The organism is Paenibacillus sp. JNUCC-31, from assembly GCF_014844075.1.
GTDB lineage: Bacteria > Bacillota > Bacilli > Paenibacillales > Paenibacillaceae > Paenibacillus.
Genome location: NZ_CP062165.1, coordinates 7,404,034 through 7,423,854, shown reverse-complemented (window position 1 = coordinate 7,423,854; position 19,821 = coordinate 7,404,034). Strand labels below are relative to the sequence as shown.

Genomic DNA, 19,821 nt, shown 5'->3' with positions numbered 1-19,821 from the left:
CTACCCTAACATGAACATATGTAAAAATCAATATGAACTTTTGTTCAAGTTTGAATCATGACGCAATTCAAGGTGATTTCATTAAAGAAATGACTTCCCAGGATGTAATCACCTGTATATTTTCTGCCTAAGAAAGCAAAACATCCGCCCATGTCACGTGGCAGATGTTGTCATGCAATCCAATTAAAATCGTAGCAGAGCCTGAGCTGTGTATTGGTCTGTAACCAAAATGTTCGCATAATGACCTTTAAGTGCGGCATGAATAGCTTCTATTTTACGGTGCCCACCAGCCACGAGGATGGATTTTTCCTTATTTCGCAGCTCAGCCAGATCAATTCCGACAGTTCTGTTGTTAATCTCTTCACTGATCAACTGACCCTCGGCATCAAAAAAACGTGAACAAATGTCACCCGCACCTGAATGCATCAACAATTGCTGTTCTTCATCATTGAAGTACCCCAATCTGAACAAAAGTGCATCTTCCTTCACTGTGCCTACCGTAAACATCGCAATGTTAGCCTGTCGCCCAAGCTCCACAATTCTGCCAATATGTCGGTCCGCTTCCACCATTTTTTTGACTTCAATATTGTCGAAGATCACGGGCAAAGGCAAATATCGGGGAACCGTATGGAAAGCTTCAGCAAACAAATGAACAATCTCTGCCGCGTACGTATTCACATGGGAATGGCTTACGCCTCCCTTTAGTTGAACAACTTCGACTCCTTTGACCTGCTTGGGACGAAGTTGACGGGCTACGGCATTCATCGTTGTTCCCCAGGTAACGCCAATAATGTCTGCATCCTGAACCGTATCCTGTAAATAATCTGCCGCTCTTTTGCTGATATGTTTCAAAATCTCTTCATCACTCTTCAACGGGGCAAAACAGACAAGCGCAGTATCCAGGTTATACTTGGCCTTGAGCTCGCCGGCGATAATGTCGATATCCTCCAGAGGGTCCATAATTTCAATACGAACGTATCCACGATCTTTGGCATACTGGAGTAACCGCGATACCGTTGGACGCGATACCCCCAGTCTGACCGCAATATCTTGCTGACTGTAATCCGACTGATAATACAATTTCGCTGCTTCAATGCTTAATCGTTGTTTCTCCAGATCCATTCCCATATGCGCTCATCTCACTCATTCCTGTTATCGTTCGAATTCACCTTACATCAATAGTATTATACATGATTGAGGACCAGGTCACTATGCAGGTATAAAACGTTAAAAACGATGCATACTACACCGGTCGCTTACTAATGCGGGACCTTTTTTGCAAAAAAACATCATAGAGAGGAAGAAAAGCATGTCTACATTATTGTATATTACTGCCCATCCTCATGATCATGAAACCTCCTTCAGTATGGCTGCAGGTAAAGCATTTGTTGATGCATATCGTGAAAGTCATCCCTCTGACGAGGTCGTCCACCTGGATTTGTATCGATCTGACATTCCTCATATTGATGCTGATGTGTTCAGCGGTTGGGGCAAACTTCAATCCGGCAGCGAATTGACTTCTGGAGAACAGTCCAAAGTACAACGTTTGAATGAATTGTCCGATCAATTCGCCTCTGCCGACAAATATGTTTTTGTGACACCGATGTGGAACTTCTCCTTTCCGCCTATTATGAAAGCTTATATCGACTCCATCTGCGTGGCTGGCAAAACATTCCGTTATACCGAACAGGGTCCGGTCGGACTGTTGTCCAACAAAAAAGCATTGCACATTCAGGCCCGAGGCGGCATTTATTCTGAAGGACCCGCAGCCCAAATGGAATCGGGCCATCGTTATTTGAGCATTATTATGTCTTTTCTGGGTGTTCCGAAGCTTGAAGGTATTTTTGTGGAAGGCCATAACCAATATAAGGAACGTGCAGGTGAGATCAAACAGCAAGCCATGGAACAGGCAAGAACATTCGCCAAACAATTTTAACCTTTAAATAAATTGGTACAGCAGCAACAAACACAAAACCCGCGTGCTAACCCAAGATGATATCTTAGGCCAGCACGCGGGTTTCTATTTTGTATAATCAACCGAAGAGCTTATTGCTGTCCAGCACTGGCACGGCTCATGGTTTCAAGTTTGCGTGTGATTGCATTGCGATCCACTTTTAGTCCCCAGATAGCTTCGATAATCTGTTCTTTCTCATCCGGATGATCGGCATGCTTCAGTTGAATCAACAAATCATGCATCTGCTCATTAATACCTTCAAATTGACTCCAAAGATCCTGCCTTACCTCTGTTGAATCCAGATGATGATTAGCATCCACTTCTTCTTTCAATGCTTGCAGAATGGCCTGTTTCCATTCCTCATCATCCAGCTGTTTCGCTATGTTCAGGAGATCCAGATAATCGTCAACAAGAAGTGAGTTCAATTCAGCATGTGTTTTCATCGTTTATTGCATCCCCTTTGCATCTATTTACCCAGTATTATACTCGGTAATTCAGGATATGCAATACCTGTCGGAAAAAGTTGATTTTTGTATTAGGGACTATTGGATGATTATGGGCCAAAATGAGTGCTTTTTATGAACAAACTTTCGATCTATGTTTAGTTAAAAAGTAAGCTTGGTATGTTCTTGTACCCGTTCTATAAGCAACCGACACAATATAAAGCCGATTACCACATACACACCAATCAAGCCCACAATGCCAATCCAACCCAGGTGACTGTAAAGTATGCCCCCTCCAGTTCCGCTGACACTTGATCCCACGTAGTAGAAAAACAAATACAGGGCATTGGCCTGGGATTTATGCTGATCCGCCACGAGTCCAACCCAGCTGCTTGCGATGGAATGTCCGCCAAAGAAACCAAAGGCAAACAGGGCAAGTCCAATTATTTTGACCCAAAGATCTGGGTGAATGGTACAAACTGCACCAGACAGTATAATACCCAGCGCGATTCCAAGGACATTCGATCTTCCATACCGATCTGCAAGCCTGCCCATCCAGGTGCTGCTCAATGTACCCATAAGGTACACTACAAAAAGGCTACCAACGACAGATTGACTAAGATGATATGGTGCTCCAGTCAACTCAAATCCGATGTAGTTGAACAACGTCACGAAGCCCCCCATCAGAAGAAAGCCCAGTCCGTACAGGCAAAGTAGACGTGGATTTCGACACTGTGACCACAAAAGAGGAATGATCTTTTTGAATCCAGGAGTCGCTTTGACGAAATGATGGGATGGCGGGATGACAAGCCAGAAGATAACAGCCGCACATAGGCCAAGAATACCGATAAAACCAATTGCAGCACGCCAACTGATCCAGTCTGTGATCACGCCACTGATAAAACGACCAGCCATACCTCCAATCGAGTTTCCACTGATATAAAGGCCCATGGCATACCCTAGACTGGAAGGCTCAATCTCTTCAGACAGATATGTCATAGCTGTCGCGGGCAGCCCGGCAAGTGCAACTCCCTGAAGAATGCGAAGCAGAAGCAGCTCAGTAAATCCAGAGCTAAACGCGCTAATCATAGTAATAATAGATGAGACAACTAAAGCAGCTGTCATAATGAAACGTCTTCCCAATGAATCGGATAAGGAACCGATGAACAACATGGTCAGTGCCATGGCAATCGTTGTAACTGAGAGGGTAAGACTGGAATGTGCAGGCGAGATCGCAAATGCATCGCTAATCTCGGGCATCAGGGGCTGGAGGCTGTATAGTAACGCAAAAGTCACAAAACCTCCGGCAAACAGCGCAAGGCTAATGTTACGAAACGTCTTAGTTCCCTGCTGAATCATGATATTCCAACTTTCTCGGCAGGAAAGCTCCATGATCGGCTGCTGACTGATCGCTTGGCTGAAGCCTTCCATTAATCGTTATTTAATGAATAGTTTACGCTCCATATGAGTCAAAAACTCATATCCATCTGGAGTTACAACAACCGTATCCTCGATTTGGAAGCCACCAGCGCCGAGCTCATAATATGGTACCTCCACGCACAGTACCATGCCGGGCTCCAGTATGCGCTGGTCACCAGGAGAGAGAGTCATGTCGTCGTACAGTTCCAAGCCAATGGCATGACCAACATGCTGACGTCGGTAATGCGGAATTCCCTCACGCTGCACACGAGACACAGCTGCATGAAATACGTCGGAAGCCTTGACGCCAGGGCGCACGGTTTCAAGTGCAGTCTCCCATCCGCTTTTTACTGCATTAAAATGCTTTGTCATCCAGGGAGTTGGCTCTCCTGCCACAACGGTACGTCCTGTATCTCCCCAGTATCCTTCCAACTGCAAGCACAGATCAAAGCGGATCTGATCCCCTGACTCGATGGTATGAAAATAATTTTCGATGAGTGGCAGCGCACTGCGCGGACCCGCCCCTACCGCAGTCATTGCAGGAGTCCCACCTGCTCTCATCACTGCCAGTCGATAATGGTCGGCAAGGTGCTTCTCATGAACGCCAGCTGCAATCAGATCAATTAGCTCTTGCTCAATCCTCTCATTCACCTGTGCAGCCTGTCGGAGTTGCTCGATTTCGAAAGGCGTCTTAACCAAACGGATTTGGCGAAATAGCTTGTACGCGGGAACAACCGCTCCTTGAGGTGTATCCTCCTTGACCCGTGCTAAAAGTTCAGGAGCAATTCGCATCTCATCGATTCCAATCGGTTGATTCTCGATGTCGAGCTTTTTCAGTGCAGCCTTAAGTGCTTCTATCGGCCCTGGATGAATGACTGTCGTTTGTAGCAGAGAGTAGAACAGATCAATGTCATCCGTAGAAGGTTTGCCTTTGATCGAACCTTCCACGAAGAAGTCACTGTAGGCAAATATATCTACTCCCGTGATACCGAATTGAGCCACAACGCCCAAACGATTCGTCGGAATGACGATACATGGCCGAACGGATCGGTCGGCAGGCAGAATGGCGTAAATCTGCATGGTCCAGTTGCTCGCGCGTAGCTGGGAGCCAATGACATAATGAATATTTTCCGGGGTGGTTGCGATCAGGGCACTAAGTCCTTGAGTTTTCATTACATCTTCCGCTCGGTCCCGGTTTAGACCAGAACTGTGGGATATATGATGTGAATTTATCATGATCCAGACCTCCTTTTGTTTTTCCTGCCCCCAAACAAACTCTCAAGTCCGGGTACTGAGCGCAGTACCAGCTTGATGATCATGAACAAGGCCAGTGCAAAAGCGATAAGTACGACAGATACAACCGCAATCGTTGGGTCCTGCCATTTCTCCATATACAGGAAAAGTTGTATCGGAAGTGTGTAGCTGTCTTGACGAAGCAGCAGTAGTGCAGCCTCTACCTGGTCAAAAGTGAAGACAAATGCGATTGACCCTGAAAGGAGCAGAGATAGTCTAAGCTGTGGCAATGTGATTGTAAAAAAGATACGCAGTGGCCCTGCTCCAAGGTCTGCTGCAGCCTCTCGATGTGCGGGTTGCAGATTGGCCAATGCACTGCCCACAAGTGTCAGCACGAATGGAAGCACAATGACCGCTTCACCCAAAATAAGTGCAAACAGTCCGCCAGCAATATGCATTTTCGAGAATAAAATCAGATATGCGATACCCAGCGTAATTTTTGGCATAACCATCGGAGAACCAAAAAATCCCCTTAAGATGCCAGAACCCGGAAAAGGATACTGCACGATCGCTAGCGCAGCAAGTGTACCCGTAATCAAAGCCAGCAAAACCGCTCCTGTCGAAGCAATGAGGCTGTTCTTGAATGCAGCGAGAAACTGGGTCTGCTCACTCAGATTGGCATACCATTTCAAGGTTAGACCTTCGGGCGGAAATTTGCTGGCTGAACCAGAGCCTACAGATGTCAACATAATCATCAGCAGTGGCAGCAGCAAATAAATCGCTACCGCGCCCACAAAGATATAGAGCAGCAGCTTGGTGCCCCTGTTCGACTTAACCATACGCCTGACCTCCCTTACGGGAACGACGAAACATCAACATTTCTGCTCCTTTATTCACAAGCAACGAGACAACGATGGAAGACACAAGCAAGAACAAGCTGGCAACCGCAGCCATCGGCCAGTTGGTATCCAAGGTACGCTGGTATATAAATACCGGAAGTGTCATGACTCTTCCCCCGCCAATCAGTTGAGGTGTGGTGAAGGCGGTGAGACATAACGTGAACACAATCTGTACCCCGCTTGCAATACCTCTTGCCGATAAAGGCAGGGTAATGGTCAGGAACGTTCGCCAGCTGCCCGCCCCCAGATCCTGAGCAGCTGCCTTTAAGGAAGCATCACTTTGGGACAATACGTTCAGGATGGGAAAGACCATAAATGGCAGGAAAATATGGACAAGCGCAACAACAACACCAGTCTCGTTGTATATCATGCTGAATCCTTCCTCGGTAAGCCCCAGCCGGATGAACAACCAGTTCATGAAGCCCTGTTTCGACAATAAAAGTTGCCATCCGTAAGAACGCACAACCGCACTGACCAGTAGCGGTAGAAACGTGAGCAGCAGCAACAATTGCTTCATGCCAGGCTTCTTAAGACCCGCTATGCAATAGGCCAGTGGATAGGCAAGCATTAGACTCCATAGCGTAACCTTGAAGGCAATGCGAAATGTCGTGCCAATCAGTTTCCAATAGTAAGGATCAGATAAAAAAGCACGATAGGCCCCCCAATCCCAGCCGCGAATAAGCTTTCCATTCTCATACATATCGAAGCTATATCTGCCAAAGATCAACAACCCGCCCAGATACACGATGCCCATCAGAGCAAGTGCAGGCAACAGAAGCAGCAACCGGGTTACCCATGTGCGATTTCCAAAGGAATACAAATTCACGATCCGTTCCGCGATCCGGTTCATATTCCTGCACCTTGTACATGGTCATGCATGGGTTCAGATAACAAAAGCGCGTCCTCTGGATCAAAGCCAATTTGTATCGGGTCGCCTGGACTATAACGTGAGGCTCCCCGCTGATGCAGCACACTGGCCTGAACCAGAAAACCCTCAGCAATCTGCACGCTGTATCGAATATTTGCTCCACCGTACACCGCTTCAATCACATGTCCATTCAGCTTGTTCTGACAATGATATGCATCTTCTCCGAGTCGAATATACTCATTGCGAATCGATAAGGAATGTCGTGCTCCCGCTTTCGGTACAGCATTGCCATCGATGATTTTCACCAGCAATGAATGGCCGAAGCAATCTACCCGAATTCCATTGGCATCATGCCCTAACACTTCCGTCTCAAAGAGGTTAGTATCTCCAATGAACTTGGCTACGAAGCTATCTGCAGGTCTTTCATAGATTTCATCAGGGGTTGCATATTGCAGCAGCTTTCCGGCGCGCATGACGCCAATTCGGTCAGACATGTTCATGGCTTCGCTCTGATCATGCGTCACAAAGATAAACGTTCCGCCGAATTCGCGCTGAATGCGTTTTAGTTCGCGCTGCATATCGAGACGCAGCTGCATGTCCAATGCAGAGAGAGGTTCGTCAAGCAGCAGCACTTCCGGTCTGTTAATCAGTGCGCGAGCAATGGCGACGCGTTGAGCCTGACCCCCGGACAGCTCGGATACAGCACGCCTGCCATAGTCTCCGAGCTGGACCAGATCAAGCATTTCACCTACCTGCCGTTTTATATCGGCTTTTGGTAACTTCTTCACCTTTAGCCCATAGGCAATGTTGTTGAATACATCCAAATGAGGGAAAAGCGCAAGCTGCTGAAAAATCATGTTACTGTTCCGTCCATAGGCCGGAATGCCGGTAACATCCCGGCCTCCCAGCATAATGGTGCCTTGATCCGGCTGCTCAAGTCCGCCGAGCATGCGCAGCAGTGTGGTTTTGCCACAACCACTCGGACCAAGCAAGGAAACGAATTCTCCCTTTTTCACTTGGAGTGTTACTTGATCAACTGCGGCTCGTTCACCATAGGTCTTCGTGACTTCCCTTGTTTCAATAGATATGGTCTCTTGTCCGCTGCTCATCTCTGATTCCCTCCCATCCATTCCGGGTTCAGAGCAGAACCCGGAATCGTTGTGTGCCTGGCAACAATCCTTTTATTGAAGTTTTGTTTTCACGAGTCGGTCCCATAGTTCCTTCCAAGAAGAGCTGTTCTGTGCAAGCACATCCCAGTCTGGATTAATGCCGTTACTTTGCGTTTCGACGGAGAAGGAAGGATCATCCTTGTACTTGTCCGGAACTGCTGCTGTCGTACTGGTTACTGGCGTACCCGTTGCTTCTGCGTATTGTGACAGCGCCTCTGCGCTCAACAATTCGTTAATAATTTCGTTTGCAACACGTGCCTGCTCCGGTGTCGAGCCCTTCACGACCTGAAGTGTGTACGGGAAGGAGATGGCACCTTCACTCGGATACGCTACAGCGAGTGGAGAACCTCCATCAATCCATGTCTGCGCAACCTGTGCACTGAATGGGGCAATGAGAGCATCACCTGCCTCCAGCAATGCCTTCAGCTGATCATTGGATGAAACCAATGTGCCAATCTGGTCACTGTGATCTGCCCAGAACTGGAAGGCTGGCTCTGGATTATCATAAGATGCGCCAATCTCCTGACCTTTGGTAGCAATCAGTGGAGAGATATAGGAATAGAACATGTAGTCCCAAAGCGCAGTTTTTCCTTTAAACTCCTCGTTATCCCATAGATCGTTCCAGCTGGTAGGCGGCGTTTTCACCAGGTCTTTGTTATACACCAGGGCGAAGCTCGAAACGCCCCAGACCACACCTTTATTATCAGGCTTGTGGAAGGACTCCGGGATATCCTTGATATTGGTCACGATACTTGTATCCAGCGGCTCCCACATGTCATCATTCAAGCCTTTTGCCGTCGCATCTGCATTGAAGTAACCAAAGTTAACCACCGGATTGTTGGCATCAGCCTGCTTGCCAGCCACCATCTTTGGATACATTACCGAATTGGAGGATTCCTCAAAAGTGACTTCAACGTTGGGATGTTCTTTCACATACTCGGCAACCACTTCTTTCGGAACGACGTCTTGATTGGAACCAGCCCAGATAAACATCGTCAGCTTAACTTTGTCTCCGCTTGCTCCTGAGGAGTCGGTCTCTCCGGCAGTATTACTTGAGCTGCCTGCTCCACCGCAGGCGGAAAGCACCAATGTACCGGCCAGTGTCAGAGAGGCGAGGCTGAGAAAGCGTTTTTTGTTTGATTTAAACATGCAACTTCCCCCATCCATGTAGTTGGTTTTATCGATAAGACAGAACTAGATAGTCTCCGTACACTTGATCAATACAACCCTATTTGCTGGCGTAATTCTTCCATAATGTCGGATATCTCCCCTGGATCTACAGAGAGGGAGTCCTTATACCTCTCCTCTACAACGCCCATGGTCTGACGTTTCAGGTAGTCTCTCAGTGCAAGCGGAGCATTCAGCAATGCCTGATTCAGCGATACCTGCATTTCATCGCTCCATATGTCTTCAAATTGCTCCCTTGCCTTGCCATAAGCGAATTCCTCCTGCTGCCGTGATCGCTCGGCGCGCAGGTGTTCGGTATCGCTCTCGTTCAGCTCCAGGCCATCAATCACAACACCGTATAACTCAAGGGCTTTCTCCGTGGATACCAGCCCTCTTTTTACATCCTCCAGAACCAGACGTGAATCACGCTCATATGGATCGCCATATCCGCCTCCACCTTGCGAAAGGAACGTAACCGTTTCTCCAGGCTGAAGCAGCAACTCATCAATTCTTCCCAGATTATCCTCACTTGCACGTCCAGCATTAAGAATCGCTTCTCCATGTGAACCTACACCGCCACCGAGCCTGCCCCAAGGCTGAAACTCCATACGCTCCATGTTTCTGGCCGTCATCACGGTATCCGGTGTTAGAATTCTGACGCACAGGTCAATCCCGCTTCCACCGCGGAAGGTACCTGCACCTGCAGAGTCGGCACGAAGACCATAATGCTCAATCAACACAGGCATTTCAGATTCCACCGTTTCCGCAGGGATATTTCGAAGATGACCGACCGCAAAATCCATGCCATCAATTCCGTCTTTCATCGGCCTTGCTCCCGAACCTCCGCAGATCGGCTGAATTACGCCCACCTTTTTCTTGCCATCGGATGCATCTGTCATCGCCATCATGACGATGCAGGCTTGTCCAGCTCCTGCTGCGGGAACCATACTACCCTGAGCTTTCCCCAGAGCTCCCGTGATAACATCCATCAGCCGGATAAAGGTCGCAGCACGAGCCCCCACAGCTGCCATCGGCTCCGGGTTGAGCACGGAAGCGGGCGGCGCGTAATTTCGCACCATGCGAATCATGCCCGAATTCCACGGAATGGTCGGATCGAGTGTACGGAAATAACGAATGAGTGCGGGTACCAGCATGTAATGTCCCTGTTGATTGTGGGTAGGAATATTGAATGAAGCCCTGACCTGAGGATCGGTGCCGCTAAAATCCAGATGAATGTCACTGCCTGCGACCGTCATTTTGCAGCGCAACCGGATAGGATATCCCCCTGGTCCTTTCTCCAGATAGTCCCAGAAGTCATAGGAACCGTCCGGGATATCCTGCACGATCGCACGGGCCTTCAGCTCGGCATACTCCAGCAAATTTTCGATGCCCTGTTGGATTTTTTCTACGCCATAACGTGCAATGAGTTCCTCAAGCCTCTGCTCTCCCCGGTTCAACGCAGCCATAAGCGCTTTGAGATCACCGAGATTTTGCTCCGGAATTCGGCTGTTGTCCAGAAACATGCGCAGGATCTGCTCGTTCAGAACACCGGCTTCATACAGCTTGACTGGTGCAATTCGAATGCCTTCCATATGAATATCGTAGGCGCTGGGAGATACACTCCCCGGTACCTTGCCACCCACATCAGAAGAATGAACAAAGCACATGCCGTATGCGATAATTCGCCCTTCGTGAAAATAAGGCTTGATGAGATGAATGTCTGGAAGGTGTGTGACCATGCCTTTGGTGGAATAAGGATCATTACATATGACGAGATCCCCTTCTTTCCAGTCTTCTATGCTGTTAATGGTCGCAGCGGCAGGAATGCCCAGGGACAGATTGTAACCCGTCTCCAGCGGCGACCCGAACGTTTCCCCAGATGGAGATAAGAGGTAGGTTCCAAAATCGCCCGTTTCTTTGACAAAAGCGGTGAATCCTGTGCGCAGAACGACATTTGCCATTTCTTCCACGGCAGCCTGAATCCGGTTGTTGAAAATCTCAAGAAAGACCTTGTCGCCGATCATGCTTTCACCTCCCCAATCACGTTCCCGTGGACATCCCGGTATACCTTAAATCCAGGCGGGATAAAGATTGTTGTATCGTATTCCTCCACAATAATGGGTCCGGGGATGGGAGCATCCACCGATGGAATCTGTCCCCTTTTCAGTACCTTCGCTGTCTGCTGCACATGGTCAAAGGTGATGATCCGTTCTTCCGCTTCACTCTCATCGAATGGCAAATTTGCCGGAGTTACCGTGTTATGGGTAGGCAAAACACCAACGATGGTTGCTCTGAGACTTACAAACATAACTTCTGCCTCTGGCTGACTAATGCCAAACACGTTTTGGTAGGACGCATGGAATTTCATCCCTGCCTTTTTGGGATCTTCAATTTCTTCCAATGTCAGCGTGACCTCGAGATCAAAGGCCTGTCCTTCATAGCGCATATCCGCACTATATAGGCAATAAATATTGTCTAGCTTGACACCACCACGAGCTTCCTCATCGACCCAGCTACGTCCCTGGTTTTCCAATTCAGTGAAAAGAGAGCTTAACTCACCGGGCCCAAGAGTCTGGTTACTTTTGTGTAACGTATGAACGAAATCATTGCGGAGATTGGCAACCGTGCACCCCATGGCACACAATGTTCCCGGAGATGGCGGGATCAGCACTCTGCCAATGCCTACCTCGCGTGCCATCAGAAAAGCATGCATCGGTCCAGCTCCACCATATGCGAGCAACGTAAAATCGCGTGGATCAACACCCTTGCGAGCCATTAGGGGAGAAAATTGGGCATACATATTAGCGGTTGCCACATCAAGAATGGCTTGCGCAGTCTGTTCAGCCTTCAGACCAAGCTTCTCTCCCAGATTGGAAAGAGTACGCTCTGCAAGTTCGGGATACAGACGCATTTGTCCGCCAAGGAAACGGTCAGCGTGCAGGATACCTAGCTGTAGATAAGCATCTGTGGTTGTCGGCTCTTCTCCCCCACGCTGATAACAGGCCGGACCGGGGTTGGCTCCCGCGCTGCGTGGTCCCACCTTGAGTACGCCGACGGAATCAAGCCAGGCAATTGAACCACCACCTGCTCCTATAGCCGTCACATCAACAGCAGGAATGATGACAGGAAAATCACCAACTTTGTTCTCGGATGAATAGGCCGGTTCTTTGTCAATGAGAGCAACATCCACGCTTGTCCCACCCATGTCAAATGTGATGACCTGATGAATCCCAGCTCGTTCAGCGATATGGGTCGCGGCGATTACACCGGAAGCAGGCCCGGACAGAAGCGTACGTACCGGCTCATTAGCCGCTCTGGCAGCAGTCATCATTCCACCGTTGGACATGGTCGACAGCAAGTTGGCTTTGAGGCCGTATGCCTGAATCCCTTCTTGCAGACGCAGAAAGTAAGACCCCATTCGTTCACCCACATAAGCATTCATGGCCGTTGCGAGTGTTCGTTCGAACTCACGCTGTTGTGGCCAGATGGCGCTGCTTCGGCAGATGAACAGTTGCGGATAACGTTCCCTGATCAGATCTTCCGCAAGTTGTTCATGAGCAGGATTCACATAAGCATGTAAAAAACTGATCGCCAAAGCAGTAACGCCATCTTCCACCAGCTCATCCACCGCTTGCAGCAGCTGTTCCTGATTCAGTGGCTGAAGTATCCCCCCACTTGCAATCACCCGTTCATCAACTTCCTTGACACGATGTCTCGGTACTAACGCATCTGTCTTGTCACCGTACAGATTGGTTGTATCCTCAAGTCGCAACCGCCGGATTTCAAGAATATCGCGGAATCCTTTAGTGACCAACAGACCTGTAACTGCACCATTCCGTTCGATTAACGTGTTGACGCCAAGTGTTGTTCCATGCACAAATAGATCAATCTCACGAATGTTCACACCATTCACCTTAAGTTGATCAAGTGCGTTAAAAATTGCCTGTTCCGGAGCTGTTGCAATCGATGGCGTCTTGAGCGCCGCAATCACGCTGCCCTGATGGTCCATCACCAGCGCATCCGTGAAAGTACCTCCGATATCTATGCCTAAACGGTAGATTGTGTCCACAAAATCAACTCCTTTAGTACAGGTCTCATTATAAGGAATGTTATTGGTTTTGCATGGCGAAATAACGTTTGACATCATCAATCATCTGGTTGATATGATTCACCATTGCCGCTTCAGCCTGCTCCGGAGAGCCCGCTACTATAGCATCCAGAATCTGCTGATGATCTACAACTAATTCACTTCCTACTCTCCGGCGAATATACGCTGTTTCCAGAAAATCGCGGCTTGTCTCCCATACCAGTTCAACCGCGTGCAGAAGAATTTGGTTTTGCGCAGCATAAGCGAGCAATCTGTGAAACTCCCGGTCCTCCTCGTATGGTATAATATTCTTGGAAAGCAATTCATGCTGGCTCGCAATCGATGCTTGCAACAGTAATATGTATTCTTTCGAGGCACGCTGTGCTGCCAGGGAAGCGATCTCCCGCTCAAGTGCCCTTCTGGCAACGAGAACATCCAATAGAGCCTTTTCCCCCGAATGGTTCAGCATCTGAATTAACTGTGAATTCACGCTTTTTTGCTGCAAATCTCTTTCCAACGTCTTCATTCGATCCAGACCCTGTTCGGTCAAAGTCCTTCCCTTGCGTCCTTCCAGAACTGTAAAACCTTCAACATCCATCTCCATTAGTCTTCTTCCGATGGTTGCCTGACTCAGACCATACGTTTTGCCCAAAGTATGAACCAACGTACTAGCCCCGATGGGAGCGCTCGCGTCTCGAAGCTGCTTCAGCAGTTCGTATTCCAACTCCATTTCGTTTAGCTCAGGACCCACTGAATTTCACCCCTCTTAGATACTTAATTGTTTTTTTATCTTCTATCTCATAGTTGTTACTCATTGATGATTAACGATAGTATAACTTCTAATCATCTCATTTTCAATAATTCTCATCAAATTAGTATGAATTATTTCCCCCAGCTACATTCTTCGCCTTTTCAATTCAACATTAAAATTAAAAAAGAGCATTTCACATCCTTTATTCCAGCGTTTAACTGGAGGATGCAATCTGCCCTTAACATAGCAATATTTAAAATCATTAATGGTCAAATAAGGTGTCAGGACTTGAGTTGTTGCAGCAGCTGTACGCGGTAGGCTTCACTTTCAAGAGACTGGATCTCCTTGTATTCTTCCGCAGTAAGGACTTTGGGCTCCCCTGCAGTCTTGGCGATCATATATACTTTGGCACTTTCCTCGACTACCTGAGTGCGGTAGTAGGCTTCACGCAGATTTTTGCCTGTAGTCACCAATCCATGATTGACCAGAATAAGCGCTGTATGTTCTTCAACCTTGGCAGCTACTGCATCGGCAAGGAGTTTGGTCGTAGGCAGAACATAAGGAACGAAGCCGATATCGCCCACAAGTGCCGATTGATCAGGGAACAAATGTGGCAATTCATCGAAAACGAGACTCAGTGCAATGGTGTATGCCGGATGCGTATGCACAATAGCCTGAATATCAGGATTTACGCGATAACTGTATAGATGCATCAATACTTCGGAAGAAGGACGTGTCGACCCCGCACGTGTCTCTCCTGTTGCAATATCAATGGCGATCCATTCGTCGGGCTCCAGATCCTCTAGTGCATAACCACTCGGCGAAAGCAGCATCGTATCCTCGGAGCGTGCGCTCAGATTCCCACCTGGTCCTACCACCAGTCCTTGGGCAACTGCCCTGCGAGCATATTTCGTCAGCTCTTCTCTTACGTGTTGTTCAGACATAATCCTCTCCACTCCTTAGACTTCTTCTATTTTAGCAATTTGCCGAATTCGATTTTGATTGCTCAAGTGCAAAGTGCTCATCTAACTGGTCTGTTCGCCAACGTCTGATTCAGGTGTTGATAGACTTCATAAGCTTCCTGCCATCTTGCGTTGTCCTCTGGCTCATAGATTTCGGGAGAAAAGGAAGACCTCATGACTTCCCGGACCTCAGACAGGCTGTTCACTTCGCCATGTGCCATGAATTGAAGCATACAATTGCCCGCTGAGGTTGCCTCTGCAGGGCCAGCTATGACAGGAACACCGGCTGCATTTGCGGTAAATTGGCACAGTAAACGATTGTGTACGCCGCCACCAACCATATGGATCATACGAGGCCGTGCTCCTGTAATTAGCTCCAGTTCATCCAGAGTCTGTCTGAACTCCAGCGCCAGGCTTTCCAGAATACTGCGTACAACCGCTCCGATCGTTTCAGGTATTGCTTGCCCGCTGGCGCTGCATTGTTGCCTGATTCGTTCAGGCATATTTCCTGGCGCCAAATATACTCCATCTCCTGGCGATACATAACATTGATGAGCGGATGCCACAGCTGCGAGCTGGACCAGTTCCTCATGGGTAAAACGTTGGTTCTCTCGCTCCCATTGTCGTTTGCATTCCTGCAACAGCCACAGACCTGAACGATTCTTCAAGGTTCGCACCTTGCCGCTTACCGTTCCCTCATTGGTGAACCCCAGTTCACGGCTCCGATGATCCAATACTGGTGTATCGCGTTCCACACCCATGAGAGACCAGGTACCACAGCTAATAAAAGCAAATTCCGAACCTGTTGCAGGGATGGCTGCCAACGCAGATGCTGTATCATGCGAACCTACCGATATCACCTGCATCGGTCCGGTCCGTAACTCCGCACACAAGTCATCCGTTAACTGACCCAGCACGGTACCAGGCTGAACGAGCTTTGGAAATAATGTTTCCGGTATACCGAGACGTCCGATCAGATGTTCATTCCAACGCGCCTCGCCTGCATGCAACAGCCCACTCGTACTTGCAATCGTATACTCACAAGCCTGCTGACCGGATAGATAATAGTGAAATAAATCCGGCATAAATAACATGCGCATATCCGGACGCAAACCTTCTGCATGATCTCGTACACTTCCTAGCAGTTGAAATACCGTATTGATTTGCTGCGGCAGAACGCCGGACATGGCATACAGTTCTTCTTCTTTCACAAGGTGCAGAGCTTCTTCCATCCACTGTGCATTGCGTGCCTCCCGGTAATGGCGGGGGTTGAAGCATAATCTTCCCTCCCCGTCCACTATTCCATAGTCGACTCCCCATGTATCCACAGCGATGGAACGAACCGGTTGGGAGATGCCTTGCATGCCTTTTACAATCCCTTGTTTCAGTTCGTGGAAAAGTCGCAGGAAATCCCAGTACAATCCATCTCCCAGGTGTACAGGATCATTACTGAATCGGTGTACTTCCTGTAACGAGAGCTTACTCCCATCAAAAGTCCCCCGGACGACCCGACCGCTTCCGGCACCGTAATCGGCAGCAAGCACATGTGTTGCTTGGGTTCCCATCTCTCATGCCTCCTTCGCTTTCGCGACAAGCCGTTTGGATGTTAACGATACAAAGGTCCAAAGACGCTGCAAGCCCGGTAATCGGCACTTTCCGGTTCGCTTGTACCGAAGAGTCCCCATGCACGTGGACGGAAAATCTCGGATTCCGACACATTATGCATACTCACAGGAATACGAAGCATGGAGGCGAGTGTCAGCAAATCCGCTCCGATATGTCCATAAGAGATGGAGCCATGGTTCGCGCCCCACTGATTCATCACTTCATAGACCGAGGTAAAAGCACCTGACCCTGTCAGAATAGGTGCAAACCAGGTGGATGGCCAAGTCGGATCGGTACGCTGATCCAGCGTATCATGCACATCCTCAGGCAGATCGACGGTGTAACCCTGAGCCAATTGCAGCACTGGACCGAGTCCTTTAACCAGATTCAATCGCGTCATTGTAACAGGCATGCCGCCCTTGGTCAGGAAGTCAGCCGAATAGCCGCCTCCCCGGAAATATTCCACAGATGCCGGCCTCCATGAGGTTGCTTTCAGGCAGTTCTGAACTTCTTCATCCGTGATTTCCCAAAAAGGTTTGAGCGCAGGCCCACCGTCTCTTGACTGTTGACCCGTACCATCCAATGCCGCTGAACCGGAGTTGATCAGATGCAGAATACCGTCCTTCGCGTTTCCTTCCAACTGATGGCCCGTCACCCGTTTCACTGAATCCGGGCTCCAATAGGTGCGTACATCAGCGAAGATCTGCGCCGTATGCGTAAGCAGGGAACCAAATAACATTGACACACCATTCAGGCTATCGTTCTCTGTTGCCACTAAATAAGGCGAGCGTTTGCCATTCCAGTCAAAGGAAGAGTTCAGGATGGATTCCAGGAAATCTCCGTTAGGTGAATGATCCGTCCATTGACGTTGTCCCTGAAACCCTGACACAATTGCGTGGTGGCCCATGGATTCCTCTGTGAATCCCAGCTCTGCCAGCTTCGGATTGCCCGACATCAGGTCGCGTACGATCTGGGTCATTTTCACAACCGTTTCCCATTCATACGTTTTGCGTTTGCGGTCGGTCTGCAGATGGGCAGGGTTGTTATCCGGTCCTTCACTGCAGTTCTCCTTCACCCAGGCCAGTGCCAGCTTATACTCCTCGGGATCGTAGATCTCCTCTTCTATGCGGCGTGTCAATTCACTCATATCCACATATTCATTGCGCATGCCCAAGTACTCCTGGAAAAAAGAATCGTTCACAATCGAGCCTGCGATACCCATGGATACCGAACCGATGGACAGATAGGCGCGTCCCTTCATCGTTGCAGCGGCAAGACCCGCACGGCTGAAGCGAAGTAATTTCTCACGAACATCATCAGGAATTGCTGTATCTCCGCCATCCTGAACATCCTCGCCATAGATGCCAAATGCCGGAATCCCCTTCTGTGCATGTGCAGAGAGTACTGCTGCAAGATATACCGCACCCGGACGTTCAGTCCCGTTAAAGCCCCAGATCGCTGTAGGAATCGAAGGAGACATATCCATCGTTTCTGTTCCATAACACCAGCAAGGTGTAACAGTAATGGTCACACCCACGTTGGAGCGGTTAAATAGTTCTGCCGCTGCCGCCGCCTCGTTCACGCCGCCAATACAGGATTCGGCAACGATGCACTCAACCGGCGATCCATCGGGATAACGAAGTTCAGCTGCGAGCAGCTCGGCAACGGACGTCGCCATGCGCATCGTTTGCTCTTCCAATGATTCGCGAACACCCTTGCGTCTTCCGTCAATCGTGGGACGAATACCAATCTTGGGAAATGCCTGTTTATAACGGTAATCCTGATGTGTCATACTAAAACGTCCTCCTTCAATGGTCTCATAGAATAGGTACGAATGACTTGTGACTTGTCCGTAAGTGATTTGATGGGGCAAATTAAGGATTCTATTCCTTCTGTTCACCGATACCCGAGGGAAAACACTATCGATTCATGCCAAGCGGCAATCCTTTTCCCTTCCTGTTGAATGCGTTTACAATTAGTAAATTGAATAAACCGCTCTAATTATCGACTCCGTTATGCTGGCCTGTATTGAAGTATGGAGGCAGCGATGTGAGCAAAAATGAAGAGCGGTTAGACAGAGAAAATTACTTTTTTTATCATCTGGGTTATCGGTAACCCTAACATAGCATGAGCCTATGTTGCTGTCAATCGGCATTATCCTATAGAATGGAAAGACTATGTTGCGGAAAGGTTAGATCCCATTGATTACCATTTATGATATTGCCAAAAAAGCCAATGTCTCGGCCATGACCGTCTCCAAAGTTATTAATCAAACAGGCAGGATCAGTCCGGCTACACGAGAACGTGTACAACAAGTCATTGAAGAACTCGGATACATTCCCAACTCCAACGCACGCAGTCTTGTTCTGCAACGGACCCAGATGCTGTCACTATTGATTACGGATATCACTAATCCATTCTATACGACACTGGCCCGGGGGGCTGAAGACGCAGCCAATCTGCGCGGTTATCGCCTCTTGTTCAGTAACAGTGATGAGGATTACGAGAAAGAGAAAAATTATGTGGACACGATCCTGTCTACCCGCGTCGATGGTGTACTGTTTGCACCTGCAGGGGATCGCTCACTGAATCACTTGAAGCAGCTGCATGAGCGTAATATTCCTTTTGTCATTTTGGATCGAACCGTACCCGGGATTACATCCGATGTTATTGCCGGAGACAGCCGGGATGGTGCATTGCAATTGATTCGATATCTGACCAGTCTGGGGCATCGCTGCATAGCTCTGGTCAATGGCTCTTCCGAAGTTTCGACTGCACGGTTGCGAGAAGACGGATATGTGGAAGGACTTAGGGAAGCCGGGCTTCCTTTTGATTCAGGTTTAATCCTTCGAACAGGATATCGGGATTTCAGCGATGAAGAAGGGATCGACAGATTGCTTGCACATCAGGACAAACCTACAGCCATATTTGCGGCAAATAATATGCTCGCCATTGGCGTTATTCGTCTTTTGCGTAAACGAGGTCTGAGAGTGCCTGAGGACATCTCGGTCGTCTGTTTTGATGATCTGGATCTGGCTTCCGCCTTTGACCCCTTTCTTACCGTCGCTGCACAGCCAGCCTACGACTTCGGTGCTATCGGTATGCAGATGCTGATCGACCGTATTGAAGGCAAGGCTCCTGAGGAACCACAGACTGTCATCATGCCGTCTGAACTCCGTATTCGAGCGTCGGCCACTGTGCCTTCCAGATAAACAGTGAAATCAATTGAAGATCAAACCTGACTCGGAAGAAACGCTATTGTTG

General features: G+C 48.7%; 16 protein-coding genes. 2 read left to right on the top strand and 14 right to left on the bottom strand.

The features are described 5' to 3' along the window. Positions 1–183 precede the first annotated feature (183 nt). Positions 184–1,122, bottom strand: a complete 939-nt coding sequence (gene deoR / locus JNUCC31_RS32470; protein WP_192273529.1) for a DNA-binding transcriptional repressor DeoR — start codon at positions 1,120–1,122, stop codon at positions 184–186. A gap of 187 nt (positions 1,123–1,309) precedes the next feature. Between deoR and JNUCC31_RS32465 the strand changes: the two genes are divergently transcribed. Next, positions 1,310–1,936 carry an FMN-dependent NADH-azoreductase gene (locus JNUCC31_RS32465; protein WP_192267385.1) on the top strand — a complete coding sequence of 209 codons (627 nt, stop codon included), beginning with the start codon at positions 1,310–1,312 and terminating at the stop codon, positions 1,934–1,936. 110 nt (positions 1,937–2,046) lie between these two features. Here the strand turns inward: JNUCC31_RS32465 and JNUCC31_RS32460 are convergent, their stop codons facing one another. From JNUCC31_RS32460 to JNUCC31_RS32400, 13 genes are all read right to left on the bottom strand, one after another. Continuing rightward, on the bottom strand, positions 2,047–2,397 hold the full coding sequence (locus JNUCC31_RS32460) for a hypothetical protein (RefSeq protein WP_192267384.1): 351 nt from the start codon (positions 2,395–2,397) through the stop codon (positions 2,047–2,049). A gap of 162 nt (positions 2,398–2,559) precedes the next feature. Further along, a complete protein-coding gene (locus JNUCC31_RS32455; RefSeq protein ID WP_192267383.1) occupies positions 2,560–3,756 on the bottom strand; it encodes an MFS transporter in 1,197 nt (398 codons plus the stop codon). Positions 3,757–3,834: 78 nt separating this feature from the next. Next, on the bottom strand, positions 3,835–5,052 hold the full coding sequence (locus JNUCC31_RS32450) for a M24 family metallopeptidase (protein ID WP_192267382.1): 1,218 nt from the start codon (positions 5,050–5,052) through the stop codon (positions 3,835–3,837). Continuing rightward, positions 5,049–5,888, bottom strand: a complete 840-nt coding sequence (locus tag JNUCC31_RS32445; RefSeq protein WP_192267381.1) for an ABC transporter permease — start codon at positions 5,886–5,888, stop codon at positions 5,049–5,051. The genes JNUCC31_RS32450 and JNUCC31_RS32445 overlap by 4 nt, the downstream gene beginning before the upstream one ends. Then, positions 5,881–6,798, bottom strand: coding sequence for an ABC transporter permease (locus tag JNUCC31_RS32440; RefSeq protein WP_192267380.1), 918 nt, complete (start codon positions 6,796–6,798; stop codon positions 5,881–5,883). The genes JNUCC31_RS32445 and JNUCC31_RS32440 overlap by 8 nt, the downstream gene beginning before the upstream one ends. Beyond that, entirely contained in the window at positions 6,795–7,925 is a 1,131-nt protein-coding gene (locus JNUCC31_RS32435; protein WP_192267379.1) for an ABC transporter ATP-binding protein, read from the bottom strand. The genes JNUCC31_RS32440 and JNUCC31_RS32435 overlap by 4 nt, the downstream gene beginning before the upstream one ends. A gap of 72 nt (positions 7,926–7,997) precedes the next feature. Next, entirely contained in the window at positions 7,998–9,134 is a 1,137-nt protein-coding gene (locus JNUCC31_RS32430; RefSeq protein ID WP_192267378.1) for an ABC transporter substrate-binding protein, read from the bottom strand. 68 nt (positions 9,135–9,202) lie between these two features. Next, on the bottom strand, positions 9,203–11,176 hold the full coding sequence (locus JNUCC31_RS32425) for a hydantoinase B/oxoprolinase family protein (protein WP_192267377.1): 1,974 nt from the start codon (positions 11,174–11,176) through the stop codon (positions 9,203–9,205). After that, positions 11,173–13,221 carry a hydantoinase/oxoprolinase family protein gene (locus JNUCC31_RS32420; protein ID WP_192267376.1) on the bottom strand — a complete coding sequence of 683 codons (2,049 nt, stop codon included), beginning with the start codon at positions 13,219–13,221 and terminating at the stop codon, positions 11,173–11,175. The genes JNUCC31_RS32425 and JNUCC31_RS32420 overlap by 4 nt, the downstream gene beginning before the upstream one ends. A 40-nt stretch (positions 13,222–13,261) precedes the next feature. Then, positions 13,262–13,990, bottom strand: a complete 729-nt coding sequence (locus tag JNUCC31_RS32415; RefSeq protein ID WP_228469362.1) for an FCD domain-containing protein — start codon at positions 13,988–13,990, stop codon at positions 13,262–13,264. Positions 13,991–14,271: 281 nt separating this feature from the next. Further along, positions 14,272–14,934, bottom strand: a complete 663-nt coding sequence (locus JNUCC31_RS32410; protein ID WP_192267375.1) for a class II aldolase/adducin family protein — start codon at positions 14,932–14,934, stop codon at positions 14,272–14,274. Between the two features lie 77 nt (positions 14,935–15,011). Further along, positions 15,012–16,517, bottom strand: coding sequence for a rhamnulokinase (locus JNUCC31_RS32405; RefSeq protein ID WP_192267374.1), 1,506 nt, complete (start codon positions 16,515–16,517; stop codon positions 15,012–15,014). A gap of 41 nt (positions 16,518–16,558) precedes the next feature. After that, positions 16,559–18,349, bottom strand: coding sequence for an L-fucose isomerase (locus tag JNUCC31_RS32400; protein ID WP_192267373.1), 1,791 nt, complete (start codon positions 18,347–18,349; stop codon positions 16,559–16,561). Positions 18,350–18,758: 409 nt separating this feature from the next. Here JNUCC31_RS32400 and JNUCC31_RS32395 point away from each other — a divergent pair, with 409 nt between their 5' ends. Next, the gene (locus JNUCC31_RS32395; protein ID WP_192267372.1) at positions 18,759–19,769 is read left to right on the top strand and encodes a LacI family DNA-binding transcriptional regulator; all 1,011 of its coding nucleotides are present in this window, start codon (positions 18,759–18,761) and stop codon (positions 19,767–19,769) included. Positions 19,770–19,821: the final 52 nt, after the last annotated feature.